The organism is Paenibacillus sp. FSL R7-0026 (assembly GCF_038004485.1).
Taxonomy (GTDB): Bacteria; Bacillota; Bacilli; order Paenibacillales; family Paenibacillaceae; genus Paenibacillus; species Paenibacillus xylanexedens_A.
Window position 1 is genome coordinate 713,238 of sequence record NZ_JBBORG010000001.1, and the last position, 14,071, is coordinate 727,308.

General features: G+C 47.0%; 13 protein-coding genes. 11 read left to right on the forward strand and 2 right to left on the reverse strand.

The annotated features are described in order from the left end of the window. Window positions 1–483: 483 nt before the first annotated feature. The 8 genes from MKY44_RS03355 to MKY44_RS03390 all read left to right on the forward strand — a co-directional run bounded on the left by MKY44_RS03355 (window position 484) and on the right by MKY44_RS03390 (window position 8,059). Window positions 484–1,815 carry an MFS transporter gene (locus tag MKY44_RS03355; RefSeq protein ID WP_341006021.1) on the forward strand — a complete coding sequence of 444 codons (1,332 nt, stop codon included), beginning with the start codon at window positions 484–486 and terminating at the stop codon, window positions 1,813–1,815. A gap of 207 nt (window positions 1,816–2,022) precedes the next feature. Then, window positions 2,023–3,372 (forward strand): hypothetical protein, encoded by a 1,350-nt coding sequence (locus tag MKY44_RS03360; RefSeq protein WP_341006022.1) that lies wholly within the window; start codon window positions 2,023–2,025, stop codon window positions 3,370–3,372. A gap of 49 nt (window positions 3,373–3,421) precedes the next feature. After that, window positions 3,422–4,594 (forward strand): hypothetical protein, encoded by a 1,173-nt coding sequence (locus MKY44_RS03365; RefSeq protein ID WP_341006023.1) that lies wholly within the window; start codon window positions 3,422–3,424, stop codon window positions 4,592–4,594. Window positions 4,595–4,742: 148 nt separating this feature from the next. Further along, window positions 4,743–5,006, forward strand: coding sequence for an AbrB/MazE/SpoVT family DNA-binding domain-containing protein (locus tag MKY44_RS03370; protein WP_341006024.1), 264 nt, complete (start codon window positions 4,743–4,745; stop codon window positions 5,004–5,006). Next, window positions 5,003–5,410: a type II toxin-antitoxin system death-on-curing family toxin gene (locus MKY44_RS03375; protein ID WP_341006025.1), complete on the forward strand. Its 408-nt coding sequence runs from the start codon at window positions 5,003–5,005 to the stop codon at window positions 5,408–5,410. The genes MKY44_RS03370 and MKY44_RS03375 overlap by 4 nt, the downstream gene beginning before the upstream one ends. 153 nt (window positions 5,411–5,563) lie before the next feature. After that, window positions 5,564–6,295: an ABC transporter ATP-binding protein gene (locus tag MKY44_RS03380; RefSeq protein WP_341006026.1), complete on the forward strand. Its 732-nt coding sequence runs from the start codon at window positions 5,564–5,566 to the stop codon at window positions 6,293–6,295. Window positions 6,296–6,316: 21 nt separating this feature from the next. Further along, window positions 6,317–7,564 carry an ABC transporter permease gene (locus MKY44_RS03385; protein WP_341006027.1) on the forward strand — a complete coding sequence of 416 codons (1,248 nt, stop codon included), beginning with the start codon at window positions 6,317–6,319 and terminating at the stop codon, window positions 7,562–7,564. 111 nt (window positions 7,565–7,675) lie between these two features. Continuing rightward, window positions 7,676–8,059: a hypothetical protein gene (locus MKY44_RS03390; protein ID WP_341006028.1), complete on the forward strand. Its 384-nt coding sequence runs from the start codon at window positions 7,676–7,678 to the stop codon at window positions 8,057–8,059. 142 nt (window positions 8,060–8,201) lie between these two features. Here the strand turns inward: MKY44_RS03390 and MKY44_RS03395 are convergent, their stop codons facing one another. Further along, window positions 8,202–9,470: a BaiN/RdsA family NAD(P)/FAD-dependent oxidoreductase gene (locus tag MKY44_RS03395; protein WP_341006029.1), complete on the reverse strand. Its 1,269-nt coding sequence runs from the start codon at window positions 9,468–9,470 to the stop codon at window positions 8,202–8,204. Window positions 9,471–9,665: 195 nt separating this feature from the next. Between MKY44_RS03395 and MKY44_RS03400 the strand changes: the two genes are divergently transcribed. The 3 genes from MKY44_RS03400 (at window position 9,666) to nadE (ending at window position 12,966) form a co-directional block, all read left to right on the forward strand. Next, window positions 9,666–11,360 carry a two-component system sensor histidine kinase NtrB gene (locus tag MKY44_RS03400; RefSeq protein WP_341006030.1) on the forward strand — a complete coding sequence of 565 codons (1,695 nt, stop codon included), beginning with the start codon at window positions 9,666–9,668 and terminating at the stop codon, window positions 11,358–11,360. A 222-nt stretch (window positions 11,361–11,582) separates the two neighbouring features. Beyond that, a complete protein-coding gene (locus tag MKY44_RS03405) occupies window positions 11,583–12,017 on the forward strand; it encodes a BrxA/BrxB family bacilliredoxin (RefSeq protein WP_017690788.1) in 435 nt (144 codons plus the stop codon). A gap of 139 nt (window positions 12,018–12,156) precedes the next feature. Beyond that, the gene (gene nadE, locus MKY44_RS03410) at window positions 12,157–12,966 is read left to right on the forward strand and encodes an ammonia-dependent NAD(+) synthetase (RefSeq protein WP_091018759.1); all 810 of its coding nucleotides are present in this window, start codon (window positions 12,157–12,159) and stop codon (window positions 12,964–12,966) included. Between the two features lie 126 nt (window positions 12,967–13,092). Here the strand turns inward: nadE and MKY44_RS03415 are convergent, their stop codons facing one another. Beyond that, window positions 13,093–13,908, reverse strand: coding sequence for an alpha/beta fold hydrolase (locus MKY44_RS03415; RefSeq protein ID WP_341006031.1), 816 nt, complete (start codon window positions 13,906–13,908; stop codon window positions 13,093–13,095). Window positions 13,909–14,071: the final 163 nt, after the last annotated feature.

The window sequence follows — 14,071 nt, forward strand, 5'->3', positions numbered from 1 at the left end:
TTTTATAAGTTGAAATGATAAAGTTACAACCTACCACTACGAGGACAGAACAACCTTCCAATCACTGTTATCCCCAGATTTTTTGAAATATTCTTCAAAGGTAAAATCCGGTGATAGCGTATGCTTCCGATGGAGCTTTCTTTCAGAAAGCTTTTAGGTGAACGCTTCGCTTTTTCAGGTTATTTCTGTCCTCTCCGTTATGCTGTTCATGTAAAAGAGTATTTCAACTTATATGAGTTGGTTAGTTATGTTTGACGATTCAGGTTGTCGCCATGGTTTAATTGTAAACTTCTATTTCGACGAAAAACATGCGATATGTCACAAGATTTGCATTTTTAGCATTTAAAATTTGATCATTCATCATGCTGAAAAATCATCCTTCAGATGTCGCTTTTTCTCCGCCTCTGGCAGGAGGTCGAGTCAAGGGCTGCTCTATATAATGAGTTCATACTGTGAATTGGAATATAATGGAGGAGAACAAGGATGACAAGTGATTTAACGTTTGAAGGACAACGACCGCTGAAGAATAACCGATCTTTTGTAACATTGATGGTGGCACAGGCCATTTCCAATCTGGGTGATTGGCTGCATCTGCTCGCAATCCTGACCCTCGTGGGTATCCGCTGGAATGCAACGCCATGGGAGATTACATTTGTCACACTCTCCGCAGCACTACCCATTCTGTTGACAGGGCCATTCGCAGGCACGCTTGCAGATCGCCTGAACCGAAAATGGCTGATGATTGTAGCTGATGGTGCACGGATCATCATTGTGGGTGCGTTAATTTTTGCTGACCAGATCTGGCACGTTTACATACTGCTTATCCTCAAATCCCTGTTCGATGTAATCTTCTCTCCGGCCAAAAACGGAAAGCTGAAGGAAATTGTACCTCGCGAACAGCTTGCGCAAGCTGTATCCATTAGCTCGGTGATCGAACAGATGTCCAAAATTATCGGTCCAGCGCTTGGTGGACTGCTGGTAGCCGCTTTTGGCATTACCTGGTGTTTTGTTCTCGATTCAGCGTCTTTTCTGATCTCCGGCATCATTTTATTGTGGATTCCTGGAACTCGGGTGATCCAAACCGCAATTCATAACGTAACAGAAGTAGAGGAAGAGACAGCTGGGGATGTTCGCAACCGCTCAAAAGGCTCTTTTTGGAAAGAAACACTGGAGGGTATCCGCATGCTCGCATCTCTCCCTCATGTAGGAACGTCTCTGATCTTGCTTGCTTCAGCCATACTTTTTCTGCAATTTGCCGATTCACAGACTGTGGTGTTATTCAGACAACTTCCCGGAATTTCAAGTGATCTGCTGGGATGGTGCGTGGCAGCAAGTGGCGTAGGTACATTAATTGCAGCGATGAGTGTACGGAAGTGGAAGCATGCAGGGCATGTTTTGAAAATGGGTCTGGGCACCATACTCATGGGTCTGGTTATCGGCGGAGCCGGAGTTATTGTTGGGATTTGGCCGCACGCCGGGTTAGGTGCCAATCTGTTGTTAGTTTCCCTCTTTGCCCTGGCAGGTGTTGGAATTGGGTTTGCAATTGTCCCCTTTCAGATCCTGTTGCAGGAACAGACACCTGAGGCGATGACAGGCAGGGTGTTTGGAACGGTAGGCAGCGTGATGACAGCCAGTAATATTATGGGCCCGGTGGTAGGCGGATTTATGGTCACCTCATTTGGTGTAGTGCCGGCTTTTGTCTGTTCAGGCATTTTGATGACCCTGCTTGGTTTGATTTATTTGATGAAACGTAGCGGGGAAAAAGCCGATCTGAATGGCTCCATTGCAGCCAAAACAATGATTGCAGGCGACTGAAAACAGGCCGGATCTGCTCAGGTTAGAACAGTTGAAATGAAGGTTTGAATTTACTTCAAATTTTAAGTTTATGATTAAAAAGCGTTTGAGTAAACGCCTTCACGTTTAATGAGGAACAGGCAGAAATCCCTGTATTCTAATTATTCCTAGGGGAAAACTCATATGCCTTGTCCCACCAACGCATTAGCGGAAAGGGGGTGAAGCAACTTGAATGTAAAGTTACCAAAATCAATTATGCGTCTTGGAAGCATACCACTGGCAATACTCGCCGGGACTTTGATGCTGGGGTTTGGATCGTCACATGTATACGCAGACGAGGCTCAGGTATCTTCTGAAAAACCGTCCAGTGGATTGTCGCTAAATTTGTTTTCACGTGATTCGGATGGCGGGTTGAATCTGACTCCGTCGGTATCGGTATCCACACCACTACTGGATGTTGAAGTTCCGTCGATCAAAGCGAATGAATCGACAGGTAAGCTGAGTGTATCTGAGCTGAAAGTAGATACACCGCTTGGATCGGCCGGAACATCAGAGATTGGGATTGATGCGAAGAAGGGAACCGTCGAACTGCCGTCAGTACAGGCGGATACACCGGTGATCAAAGCCGATGTATCAAGCAGTCAGGTGAACCTGAACGAAGGGACAGCTTCCTTGCCTGGCGTTACCGCAGAGGTACCCGAGGTGATCAAGGCAGAGACGTCTGCTGTGAAAACAGACCTTCGGCAGGGTAAGGTTGAATTACCTTCCGTGAAGGTGGATGTACCTGAAGTTACTTCGGTCAATATCTCTTCATCCCAAGCGGATCTGAGTAAGGGAAATGTCCAGCTTCCTTCTGTGAGAGCAGAGGTTCCAGTTGTAGACGTATCCGCTGAACTCAATCCTGATCAGGAAAAGGTGGAGATTCCAAGTGTGAAGCCGGAACCGCCTGTAGTCACTCCGGAAAAGCCAACGGTTGTCAAAACACCGAATGGTGAAACTTCCAATACGAGTGCACTCGCAGACCCTGTTTCACCACAGAACAACGAGGAAGGACAGGACGCAATACAGGTTACGGGCAAAGTGATGGAGGTCACACCGGAACCAGAAGTACGTCCAGAACAACCTGCTGTCCCGCAGGCATTGCCTGTGGAAGGAACCGATCTGACGCAGGATTCCGATGTTAGTGCAGGTTTGCCCGATAACGAGTTATTCCTCGTAGATCAGACAGCTGCTAAACCAGCTGTCACTGAACAAGTGCAGAGTAACCAGGAAGCCGATCTGAAACAAGATGATGTCGATGCAACATCTCCATTGCAGCCTCGCACAGAACGACCTACCAGTTGGTCTGTTGCGGCAACTTCTCCCGGAGCAGCTAATGCTTCCGCAGGGACAAGCTCCGGTTCGTCCGGTGTACCTGGAGGTGGAGCAACCGCTCCAGCTGCTGCACTTCCGGGAGCAACAACGGGTCTAGTTACGCCAGATTACGATTTTGCCTTCCGAATGGAACGGCTCGATGGGTTCAGTCAATGGTCACAGGCACCGCCTGGGCGGCCGCCGAAATATACCTCTTTCTCTTAGGCAACAATGGCGTTAATTCAACCAAAATTGAGAAGGAGTGTATATAATCATGAAAAAAGTGAATCGTTGGGTAAAATTGTCGGTATTGTCGGGTACGTTGGTGGCTGGATTGCTGGGAGCTTCGCAGGCAACTTACGCAGATAGCTATAGCAATAACAGCAGTGGCAATCTGGATCTGAATGCAGGTTTGCGTGTGGAGTTGGGATCTCTTCTGTCAGGACATCGTGACACAGGTCACGGGAACAATGGTAGCTACGGAGGTTCATCCAGTACAACTGGAGCATTGAATCTGGATCTTGGCCTTAACGCCGGCTTATCCTCAGAGAGCACAAACCGATACAATGATCGTTCTTCCGACCACACAGCTTCACGTAGCAGTTCTGGCAAGCTGGGCCTTGGTCTGAATGCCAATGTGTCGGGAGAAGGTACAACGATGAGCGACTATTCACGAGGCGGCGATGATCGGAACGTAAACAGTAGCACTACGAGCGAAAGTCGTGGAGCGCTGGATCTCGGTCTGAACGTGAATGCCGAAGGAGAGAGTGCAGCGATGACTCAATCCGAACGCAACAATAGCGTGAATGACCGTGAGCGTAACGTAAACAGTAGCACTGCGAGCGAAAGCCGTGGAGCGCTAGATCTGGGTCTGAACGCGAAAGCAGAAGGAGAGAGTGCGACATGGACTCAATCCGAACGCAATAACAGCGTGAAAGACACCGAGCGTATCACGAACAGTAGCACTGCGAGCGAAAGCGGCGGAGCACTGGATCTGGGTCTGAACGCGAAAGCGGAAGGTGAGAGTGCAACGATGGCTCAATCTGAACGCAACAACAGCGTGAATGACCGTGAGCGTAACGTAAACAGTAGCACTACGAGCGAAAGCCGTGGAGCGCTGGATATCGGTCTGAACGCGAAAGCGGAGGGAGAGAGTGCGACATGGACTCAATCCGAACGCAACAGTAGCGTGAAAGACAGTGAGCGTAACGTGAGCAGCAGCTACGCAAACGAAAGCCGTGGCACCTTGGATCTGGGTCTGAACGCGATAGCAGAAGGAGAGAGTGCAACAATGACTCAATCTGAACGCAGCAACAGCGTGAAAGACAGCGAGCGTAACGAGAACAGCAGCTATGCGAGCGAAAGCCGCGGCGCACTGGATCTGAGTCTGAACGTGGATGCGGATGCAGAGAGCGAAACTACATCTGTGGTGGAGACAAATCGGTAATATGAGATTTTCACTGTAATATGAAGAAGCAGGGGATCCGGAACCCCTGCTTCTTTTTTATTTCGAACTCAAAATAATATACAAACTGATAAAAGTTTCAGTATAATTGTTATAACAGTTGAATAGTATAATTAAGGAGGATAAATGAATGAATAGGGTGAGTGAGATGGAACGAAAAGTAACGAAATTCGGAAATAGTCTTGGATTAACAATGACAGATGCCTTCAAACAAATTGGTCTTGAGCAAGGCGATATGGTTCAAATCGAGGTAAATCAGTCTAACGGGGAGATTATTATTAAGAAGTCTACAAAAGTTAATTTGCCTAACGGAATCAGTAGTGATTTTATGGATACATTGGCTGATGTGATGGGTGAATATGATCAAACCTTGAAAGGTCTCAAGGATAGATGAGCATGACCCGGTATTTGAGTATTCAAGAGGTTATTGCGATCAACGTCGCTATGATTAAGCGTTACAGTCCTGGAGAGCAGATTGGAGTTAAAGATTCTGGTCTGCTTGAATCTGCTGTTTTAAGAGCACAATCATCAGTTTTTGGCAACGAAGCCTACCCATCTATATATGAAAAATCTGTCGCGATCTTTCAATCTTTGGGCCAAAATCATCCTTTTCATAATGCTAATAAAAGAACGGCGTTTACCGCATTAGTAATCTTTCTGCGTTATAACAATGTGTATCTTAAAATGGATCAAACTTTTGCTGAGGACTTTACTGTTGATATGGTGAAGCATAAGTATACATTTGAACAATTAGTCTCAATTATTCGTACATACTGTGTTACTGAAAATGAAATATAATACTAAGCAATAAGTCATACATTACTATGATTTATTGCTTTATTTTTTTGCCGAAATAAGAATGCTCAAAATGATCAAACAAACAACACAAAACTCTTATACAATAAAATGAGATGATCTAACAAGCCCCGAATCAGAACAGGAGTGTTCGATATGAAGATAGAGCATGAAGGTACAACCATACAGGAGTCCATATTGGACGTACATATTACAGAGGCAGGATACGAGCCGGGACAATCAACCATACGCAATATTCGAATGAATGTGGCGCGAGGAGAACTGGTGGGTATTATCGGACCCAATGGTGCGGGCAAAAGTACCACAATCAAAACGCTTCTTGGTCTGCTGGAACATGCGAACTATGAAGTGACGATTGGGGGAGATGGTCGTTATGCCTATATCCCGGAGCAACCGGTTTTTTATGAATATATGACGCTATGGGAACATCTTGATCTGGCTGCAGCGGCGTATGAAATGGAGGAAGAAGCTTTTGTTGCCCGAGCGGAGGAGCTGTTGGTTCGTTTCGGTATGGACCATGTTCGAAATGATCTTCCAGCTAGTTTTTCAAAGGGCATGCGGCAGAAAATGATGCTGATGGTCGGATTTCTGTCTTCACCGGATATCTATATTGTGGACGAGCCGTTCATCGGACTGGACCCTCGTGCAACCAAGGATTTTCTAAAATTACTTGATGATGAACGTCGCCGCGGCGCGGGTGTGCTTATGTCTACGCATGTACTGGATACCGCTGAACGAATCTGCGACCGGTTTATTCTGATTGCTTCGGGCAGATCTGCTGCCGAGGGAACATTGGATGAGATCCGTGAAGCGGCAGGATTACCGGAAGCCTCTTTGTTTGACTGTTTCGATGTACTGACGTCTTAGATAGAGAGAGGGTGAGAGAGAATGGAAACTTCCCAGCGTTATACCCCACTTCGTTTATACAGACGAAGACGCAAAGAACATTTCAAGGAACAGATGAAAAATCTCAGACTCGTCGTGGATTGGACAGTGTGGGTATACCTGCTTGTTCCGGGTCTGCTCTATCTGATTGGATGGTACACGAGTCTGTGGACCAAACCACTGCCTGCATGGGCGACAGGATTACCGCTCCCCGTACTGACTGGGCTGATCGACGTCGTTATGCTTACCGGTGGTGTGTTGATATTTGTGGAGGAAGCGGATGTATTGTTTTTGAAATCAAGGCCGTTGTGGATGCGCACGTTAATGAGGCAAGGGCTCTACCGGTCCTGTCTGCAACATCTGGGCAAAATGATCCTGATTACAGCGCTGACCGCACCCCTGTGGTCCCGTGTATATGAGATGTCGAATCTCCAGATTGCACTTATGACTGTCTGGTTTGGTGCAGTAGCTTCATTCCAAGCCATAACACTACATATGACGAAGGTTCGACATACAGGATGGCGGCGCTGGATTCAGATGATCCCTCTCGTCATTGGCATAGGTTATATGACCATTCATGCGACATCATGGATGCATGGACAGACGTGGAAAATCATATTTGGAATCGTAATTATCATGCTTCTTCTAATTACAGTTGGACAGATGAGGCTATTGATGAAGGGAACGTTTGAAGGGGATGTGCGGGAGGATGTGCGGAGCAGGCTGCAGCTTACAGCTCTAATGTTAAGCCGGGCGGTGAGCAAGCCGAAAGCCCCACGAACACGTTCTATCATCTTCCGCAAACCACGTAAACTGTTACGCAATCGTTCCATCGCGAATCGGACAGCGGAGATTGCATTCAAGTCATTTTTCCGGAACTCGGCCACGATGAAATTGTATCTGCAGCTTGGCGGACTATCCATCGCAGCAGTTGCCTTACCACCTTTTCCGGTCAATGTTATCGTGTGTGCGTTATTAATCATCATGTTGACGGTGATGTTTTATCGTTCCTGGGATGTTTTTGCCACGTCCGACTATGTTCAGCTTATAACGTATGACTCGGAGGCGCTGCATCTTGCAGGTTCAATGATGGTTCGGATGTTGTTCATCCCGATTGGTATTCTTATGGGATTCACGCTGGGATTGGCCTGGCTCGGCTGGATCGTCGGTATTCTGACAGCTGCAGGTGCGTTGGCTTTTGGACTCTGTGTCTTATCTATTGCTGGATGGGTTCGGCTGACCCGTGCTTAAAAGAATTCCTTCTAAATCAGAGCATATCGTGCGCTATATCTGCCCATGCTATAGAAGAAGAATCTCATCTATGGGTGATGAGAGATTAGCTGTAGCAAGGAGGAAGAGACGATGATGGATAATAGCGAACTACAGGTGCACTTTTCAGACGATTCAGCATTGAATGCCGCAAGGGCAACCTTGGAGGAATTGGGATATAAGCCGTATCAGTCCGGCCCGCTGGAATTGTACATCCCTACAGATCGCCAAGATCCTCAGTCTGCCGTAGAGATTGTACAATCTCATGGAGGTAGTGCCGTATTTGCCTCGCAAACGGAAGAACTGGATCAATTTCAGAATATATCAATTCCGGCTCATCTCGTGAATGAGGACTGGAATGAGGGTTATGCGAGTGGAAACCAGGGAAGTCAGACCGAGCAAGGCAGACATAACTATAGTGATGACCCGGCATACGATGATTCGGCTGATGGATTCTCAGGCAGTGTGAAAGCATAGAAGCATCACAAGCTAAGAGCAATTCGAGCCAATTTTTCTAAAATGGAACAATGCCCAAAAACCCCGATCGTCCACAATAGTGGATATCGGGGTTTTTGGCATCTGAGCTAATTCATCATGCGCTTAAAGTGTGTAATACCTATTATAGTTTAGCGTGTTTATATTCTGCGGCATGCATGCCAGCCGTATATCCTGTGGAGAATGCAGCGGTGATATTATACCCTCCGGTGTAGCCGTGAATATCCAAAACTTCACCGCAAAAGAATAGTCCAGGCAGCAGCTTGGATTCCATTGTTTTTGGGTATATCTCCTTTAAGTGGATTCCTCCCCCAGTAACAAAGGCTTCTTTGAGCGATCTTGTTCCGTCTGCACGGAAGGTAAAAGCTTTCATTAGCCCACACAAGTTGCTTAACATACCTTTGGGGAAATGGTGGAACGTGAGGTCATCGCTGATCTCTGCCCGTTTCATCATTAAGGGAATCATACGTTCAGGAACCCATGTTTTTAAAATGTTTTTGACAGCCTTGCGGGATTCTTGTTCCAATACCTGTTGCACCTGTGCTTCCAATGCACCTAGGGACAGCTCCGGGAACAGATCAATGCTCATAATGACCTGTGGGTTTCCAGACTTCATCTGAACCTTGCGGATAAATTGGCTGCAACGCAGTGCGACGGGCCCGGACACTCCAAAATGCGTGAAGATCATATCCCCGCGATGGGAGATGACTGTTTTTCCTTTGGCATCCACTACGGATAGAGCGATATCCCTCAAAGACAAACCTTGCAGTTCTTTGGACTGAATCCAACTCTCTCCAGACACAATGGGCACTTCGGTTGGATATAACTCTGTAATTGTGTGACCCGCAGCCTCAGCCCAAGGATAACCGTCTCCGGTTGATCCGGTTTGGGGGACGGATTTGCCGCCGGTAGCGATGATGACAGAGCGCCCAAGAATGGTTTTACCGGATATCAATTTAACACCCTGTATCTGCTGACCGTTCTGAATAATTTCCTTGACCGGTTCTTTGGTGCGAATCTCAACGCCGAGGGAGACAATTTTGCCTACCAGCGCATCCACGACTGTTTTCGCTTTATCGGTTACAGGGAACATTCTGCCGTTGTCTTCTTCTTTCAGGGCAATTCCGAGATTCTCGAAGAAACGCATGATTCCCTGGTTGTCCAAATTTTGAAACGAACTATATAAAAAGCGTCCATTACCCGGAATATGCCGGATGAGTTCATCCGTTTCCTTGGCATTGGTTACATTGCATCGACCTCCGCCAGAGATACCGAGTTTACGACCCAGTTGATCTCCTTTATCCAGCAGAAGCACGGAGGCTCCATGCTCGGCAGCAGCAACGCAAGCCATCAGGCCCGCAGATCCACCACCAATTACAATGACATCATACATATGTTATTACCCTCTTTTTTCATTGAATTTGTCTGTTTTACGAAAAATGTGTCTACTCCTGGCTTTTTCTGAAATATAATGGAGTTATGAGCAGTTCTATTGTGCAGTCTTAAGGGATATATTGTAATATACTGTCGCCTATGTTTTAATCAGAAATACATGAGGGAATGTGCAGGCAGAGGAGGAGATGGCATTGTGGTTGCGTTAAAGGACATGCTTTTACAAGTACTGCTGGCAGGGTCGGCGGTATTTCTGATTCCCTTATTCCGTCTGGTACTCTCCAAGCGAGCTATTGCCAAAATGGAACATGCCGGAACCGTTCATACCAGTTTTGCTGTGACAAGTGTCGCGAGCATGTTATTGTGTCTGCTGTTTACGCTCTATGCAAGCCCGATGGCCGTACCCATATCACTAAGCATCGTACCTGTGATACTTGTTATTTTGTATTGTAAGTCCGCTATAGGCGTAACGCTGTCTATTCTACATATTCTCTTCTATTTTCTTTTTGCGCATCCCTATGATCTGTACGGATTTCTCCTTCATACGGGCATTCTTCTCTATCCTATTGTATGGTTGTCTGCCAAACGATTCAAGCATAATACACCTTCGCGCAAAATGGCGATCCTCATCATCCTGATTACAATGGAACTGGTTGTAACGAGTCTGTTATGGATCGCATCCCTCCAGAATGAATCCACTTACTCTGCGACCTACATGATACTTACAGCACTTGGATATACCGCTGGAGCCATTGTTGCGGGCAGTCTGAGTCTGCTATGGCTGGAACGGATGAAGCACTATCGCGGGCTGGAGCAGCATCTCTCGGAAGTCCACCACCGATACATAGCTGAAACGGAGAAACTTCATCAGATTCTGAACGCAGTGCCTCTCTCCATTGCTACCGTAGATAAACAAGGCACAGTGATGTTTGTCAATGAGATGATGGAGCAAACGGCAAGGGAGCAGCTACCTTGTACCTCCACGCCTGATCTCATTGGACAGCCTGCCAGTCAATTTGTTGAACAAGGTCAGGCGGATAAGATGGATAAAAGCATTCGCAGAGCCATCGTTCATGGTGAGATTAGTGGGTTGACCGTTCGTTACGGTGCATACGTATTTCAGTCCCGAACCGTACCGATCTATGCTTTTTCAACAGAGTCTGCGAGAGAAGTTACAGGAGCCATGCTGATCATACAGGATATCACGGAGCTTGAGATGTTGCGAAGTGAACTGGATAATGTGGATCGTCTCAGTCTGGTGGGGCAGATGGCTGCAAGCATTACGCATGAGGTGCGTAATCCAATGGCGGTTGTGAGGGGCTTTCTTCAACTTATGCAAGAAAAGAGTCCTGACTCCCTCGATCACTATTACCGGATCGTTCTGGAAGAACTGGACCGGGCCAACAGTATCATTAATGATTTCTTGTCTTTGGCTCAGAATCGTATTGCTGAGAAAGAAGAATCCCAGTTACACGATATCATCCATGAACTCAGTCCATTGTTATGGGCGGATGCGAACCTGCGTGGTCAGAGTATAGAACTCATGTTGGCCCATAATGTGCCAAAGCTGAATCTCAATTCTAAGGAAATCAAACAGGTGGTGTTGAACCTGGCCCGTAACGGGATGGAAGCCATGAATGAGAAGGGTGTGCTTACGCTGGAGACACGGATTGTGGATGATAAGGTGGAACTGTGTGTACGTGACACAGGACCTGGTCTACCCAGAGTGAAGAAGGAAAAGCTGTTTGAACCTTTCTATACCACAAAAGCCAAGGGAACCGGACTTGGATTGTCCATGTGCCTGAGTATTGTGGAACGACATAATGGAACCATTACTGTGGAATCGGAGGAAGGCCAGGGCACGACCTTCAAAGTGGCATTTGAACGTTAGTCATTCAGCATATATTGCCAGACATTGAGACATAATATTATGGAAGAAGCCTTTCCGCAGGCGGTTTCTGAATCTTGCTTTCATTGCTTATGGATGTATAATAGGAATAGCACATCATTACATCCATAATGTTCGATATGAATGTAACGTTGTTTTGGAGAGTTTATTGGCCTTTAATTCTATCGAGATCATAGAACAACCATTTATAAGGAGTGAAACCGAATGTCGATGTCATTTGATCAATACATGAAAGATATGGTTCAACCGATGCGGGATGATTTAACTCGTCTAGGAATCCAGGAGTTGCGTACTCCTGAAGAAGTGGAAGCAAGTCTTCCGGATGCAAAAGGAACAGCGCTGGTTGTTATTAACTCTGTCTGCGGATGTGCCGCAGGTCAATGTCGCCCAGGTGTGTCCCAAGCACTGCAGCACGATATTACACCGGATCACCTGTACACTGTATTTGCTGGTCAGGACAAAGAAGCAACTGCAAAAGCACGTGAATTCTTTGCACCGTATCCTCCATCTTCACCGTCCATCGCTCTGATGAAAGACGGAGAACTCGTTCACTTTATCGAGCGTCATCAAGTGGAAGACCGTTCTGCAGAGGATATTGCGGCTGATCTCAAAAGTGCATTTGACCGTTACTGCCGTTAATTCGCTCCAATAGAACGCCCCGCCCTTCGGATCACCGATGCCGGGGCGTTTCATTTTGGATAGATAAGGTTATTGAACCATTCGGACCTTTCAAGCTGGACATCAAATTTCATTCATTTAGAAACGGGGTGTGTGAACGATGAGTTTGCAACAACAGATCATCGCTGAATTGAAGGTTAAACCAAGCATTAATGAAGAAGAGGAAGTACGCAAGCGTGTTGATTTTCTGAAGACGTATGTGAAAAATGCGGGTGCCAAGGGTTTGCTGATTGCGATCAGCGGCGGTATCGACAGTGCAGTGGCTGCGGCGTTGTGCAAAAAAGCGACGGACGAGCTCACGCAAGAGAACAACCAAGAGTACAAAACGCTTGGTGTGTTCCAACCTTATGGTGAACAATCCGATATCGATCACAGCTACGCTGTAGCCAAAGCATACGATCTGAAGCATGTTGTGGAAACGAATATTGAAGATGCGGTGAACGAGATTGCGCTGGAAGTGGAGCAAGGCTTCAAATCCTTGGGCAGCCCACGTCATATGACTCACCAAGGCAAAGGTAATGTCAAGGCGAGAACTCGTATGGTTATGCAATATGCGCTTTCGTTTGAAGAGAACCTGCTCGTTGTAGGTACGGATCATGCGTCCGAAGCCATTACAGGCTTCTATACTAAATGGGGCGACGGTGCTGTGGATATCACACCACTGAGCACGCTGAACAAACGTCAAGTACGCCAGCTGGCAGCATACCTGAACGTTCCACAGGCTATTTTGGACAAAGCACCATCGGCAGGGCTATGGGAAGGTCAGACGGACGAAGATGAGCTGGGAATTTCGTATGAAGCGAACAGCGACTATCTCGAAGGCAAACAGATCGATCCGGCTGCACAAGAGCGCCTTGAAGCGTTCTATACGCGCACACATCACAAACGCAATGCCATTCCTGGTATCTAATACGGGTGGATGAGCATGATCGTTATATAGGGAATGCAAAAAGAGTCACTGCTCACGCAGTGACTCTTTTTGTTATGTGGAACGAGAAACCGCAAAAATCCAGGTGACTACTATATTAAAGATGAGTTAGCTATTCCAGTCTTTGATCTGTTGCAGGGTTTGGGTGATGGCTTGCTCCAGTTGCGGAGTGGTTTCTTTGAATGGATGTACCGTATTAAAGGTGTGGTTCCCTTCAGGTATCTGGTGCCATGGGATATCAGGGCGTGCTTGCACAAGTGCGGCAGAACCGTCACGCAGACGCTGTGGATCTTCTGTTCCCTTAATGAGTGCGACTCGCACAGGTGAAGAAGCCAAACGGTCAATGATAGCGTAACGTTCGCTATGCTTGTCCAGGTCTTCCAGAATAGCCACGTCCAGTGGCATCTGCTGGCCTGTTCGTCCGTTAACGACATGGCTGCGGCCATGCGTACGCATTTCTTCTTTTTGCTCTGCTGTGAAGAGATCCAGATTGGTTACGCCATTCCAGGAGACGACACCTGCCACCTGCTCGGGATGATCCAGTGCATAGACGAGACTTACGCCCGCACCGCGGCTATGGCCAACCAGGTATACAGGAAGTCCAGTGAGTTCAGGTTGTGTAGTCACATGTTCCAGTACCAGGGCCAGATCGGCAAGCTCCCGGCTGTAGGTATTCACTGCGAACTTTTCAAGTTCAGAGAATTGCTCCAGATATTCGCCGATACCGTTGTGAGAGAAATTAAAGGTCAGCACATGATGTGTCTGGCTTAGCTGTGCAGCTGCATAGGGGAACATGCCCCAGTCTTTGAAGCCTTTGTATCCGTGAGACAGAACGATAACACCTTGAGCGGGTTGTTGTGCAGGGAAAAAGTCCCCGCGAATGATCGCATCTACGTCAGTGGGCAATTCAAAAGTTATGGGCATTATTCAGACCTCCTAAGAATTTCAGACGATTCCTGATTCATATTTTAGCATATATGGTAATGCGGATAGGTACTCGCTTCTGATCGCCCCTCCTGCTACAATAGAATACGTGTTCGGAGAGTTACGGATCATGTGATTGAATGGAGATCTTTTACAGTATAAA

Bases quoted from the DNA above. Each gene is read 5' to 3' on its own strand.
- MKY44_RS03365 (WP_341006023.1), top strand. From the start codon at position 3,422: ATGAAAAAAGTGAATCGTTGGGTAAAATTGTCGGTATTGTCGGGTACG.
- MKY44_RS03395 (WP_341006029.1), bottom strand. From the start codon at position 9,470: ATGTATGATGTCATTGTAATTGGTGGTGGATCTGCGGGCCTGATGGCT.
- MKY44_RS03380 (WP_341006026.1), top strand. From the start codon at position 5,564: ATGAAGATAGAGCATGAAGGTACAACCATACAGGAGTCCATATTGGAC.
- nadE (WP_091018759.1), top strand. From the start codon at position 12,157: ATGAGTTTGCAACAACAGATCATCGCTGAATTGAAGGTTAAACCAAGC.
- MKY44_RS03375 (WP_341006025.1), top strand. From the start codon at position 5,003: ATGAGCATGACCCGGTATTTGAGTATTCAAGAGGTTATTGCGATCAAC.
- MKY44_RS03355 (WP_341006021.1), top strand. From the start codon at position 484: ATGACAAGTGATTTAACGTTTGAAGGACAACGACCGCTGAAGAATAAC.
- MKY44_RS03415 (WP_341006031.1), bottom strand. From the start codon at position 13,908: ATGCCCATAACTTTTGAATTGCCCACTGACGTAGATGCGATCATTCGC.
- MKY44_RS03405 (WP_017690788.1), top strand. From the start codon at position 11,583: ATGTCGATGTCATTTGATCAATACATGAAAGATATGGTTCAACCGATG.
- MKY44_RS03385 (WP_341006027.1), top strand. From the start codon at position 6,317: ATGGAAACTTCCCAGCGTTATACCCCACTTCGTTTATACAGACGAAGA.
- MKY44_RS03390 (WP_341006028.1), top strand. From the start codon at position 7,676: ATGATGGATAATAGCGAACTACAGGTGCACTTTTCAGACGATTCAGCA.
- MKY44_RS03370 (WP_341006024.1), top strand. From the start codon at position 4,743: ATGAATAGGGTGAGTGAGATGGAACGAAAAGTAACGAAATTCGGAAAT.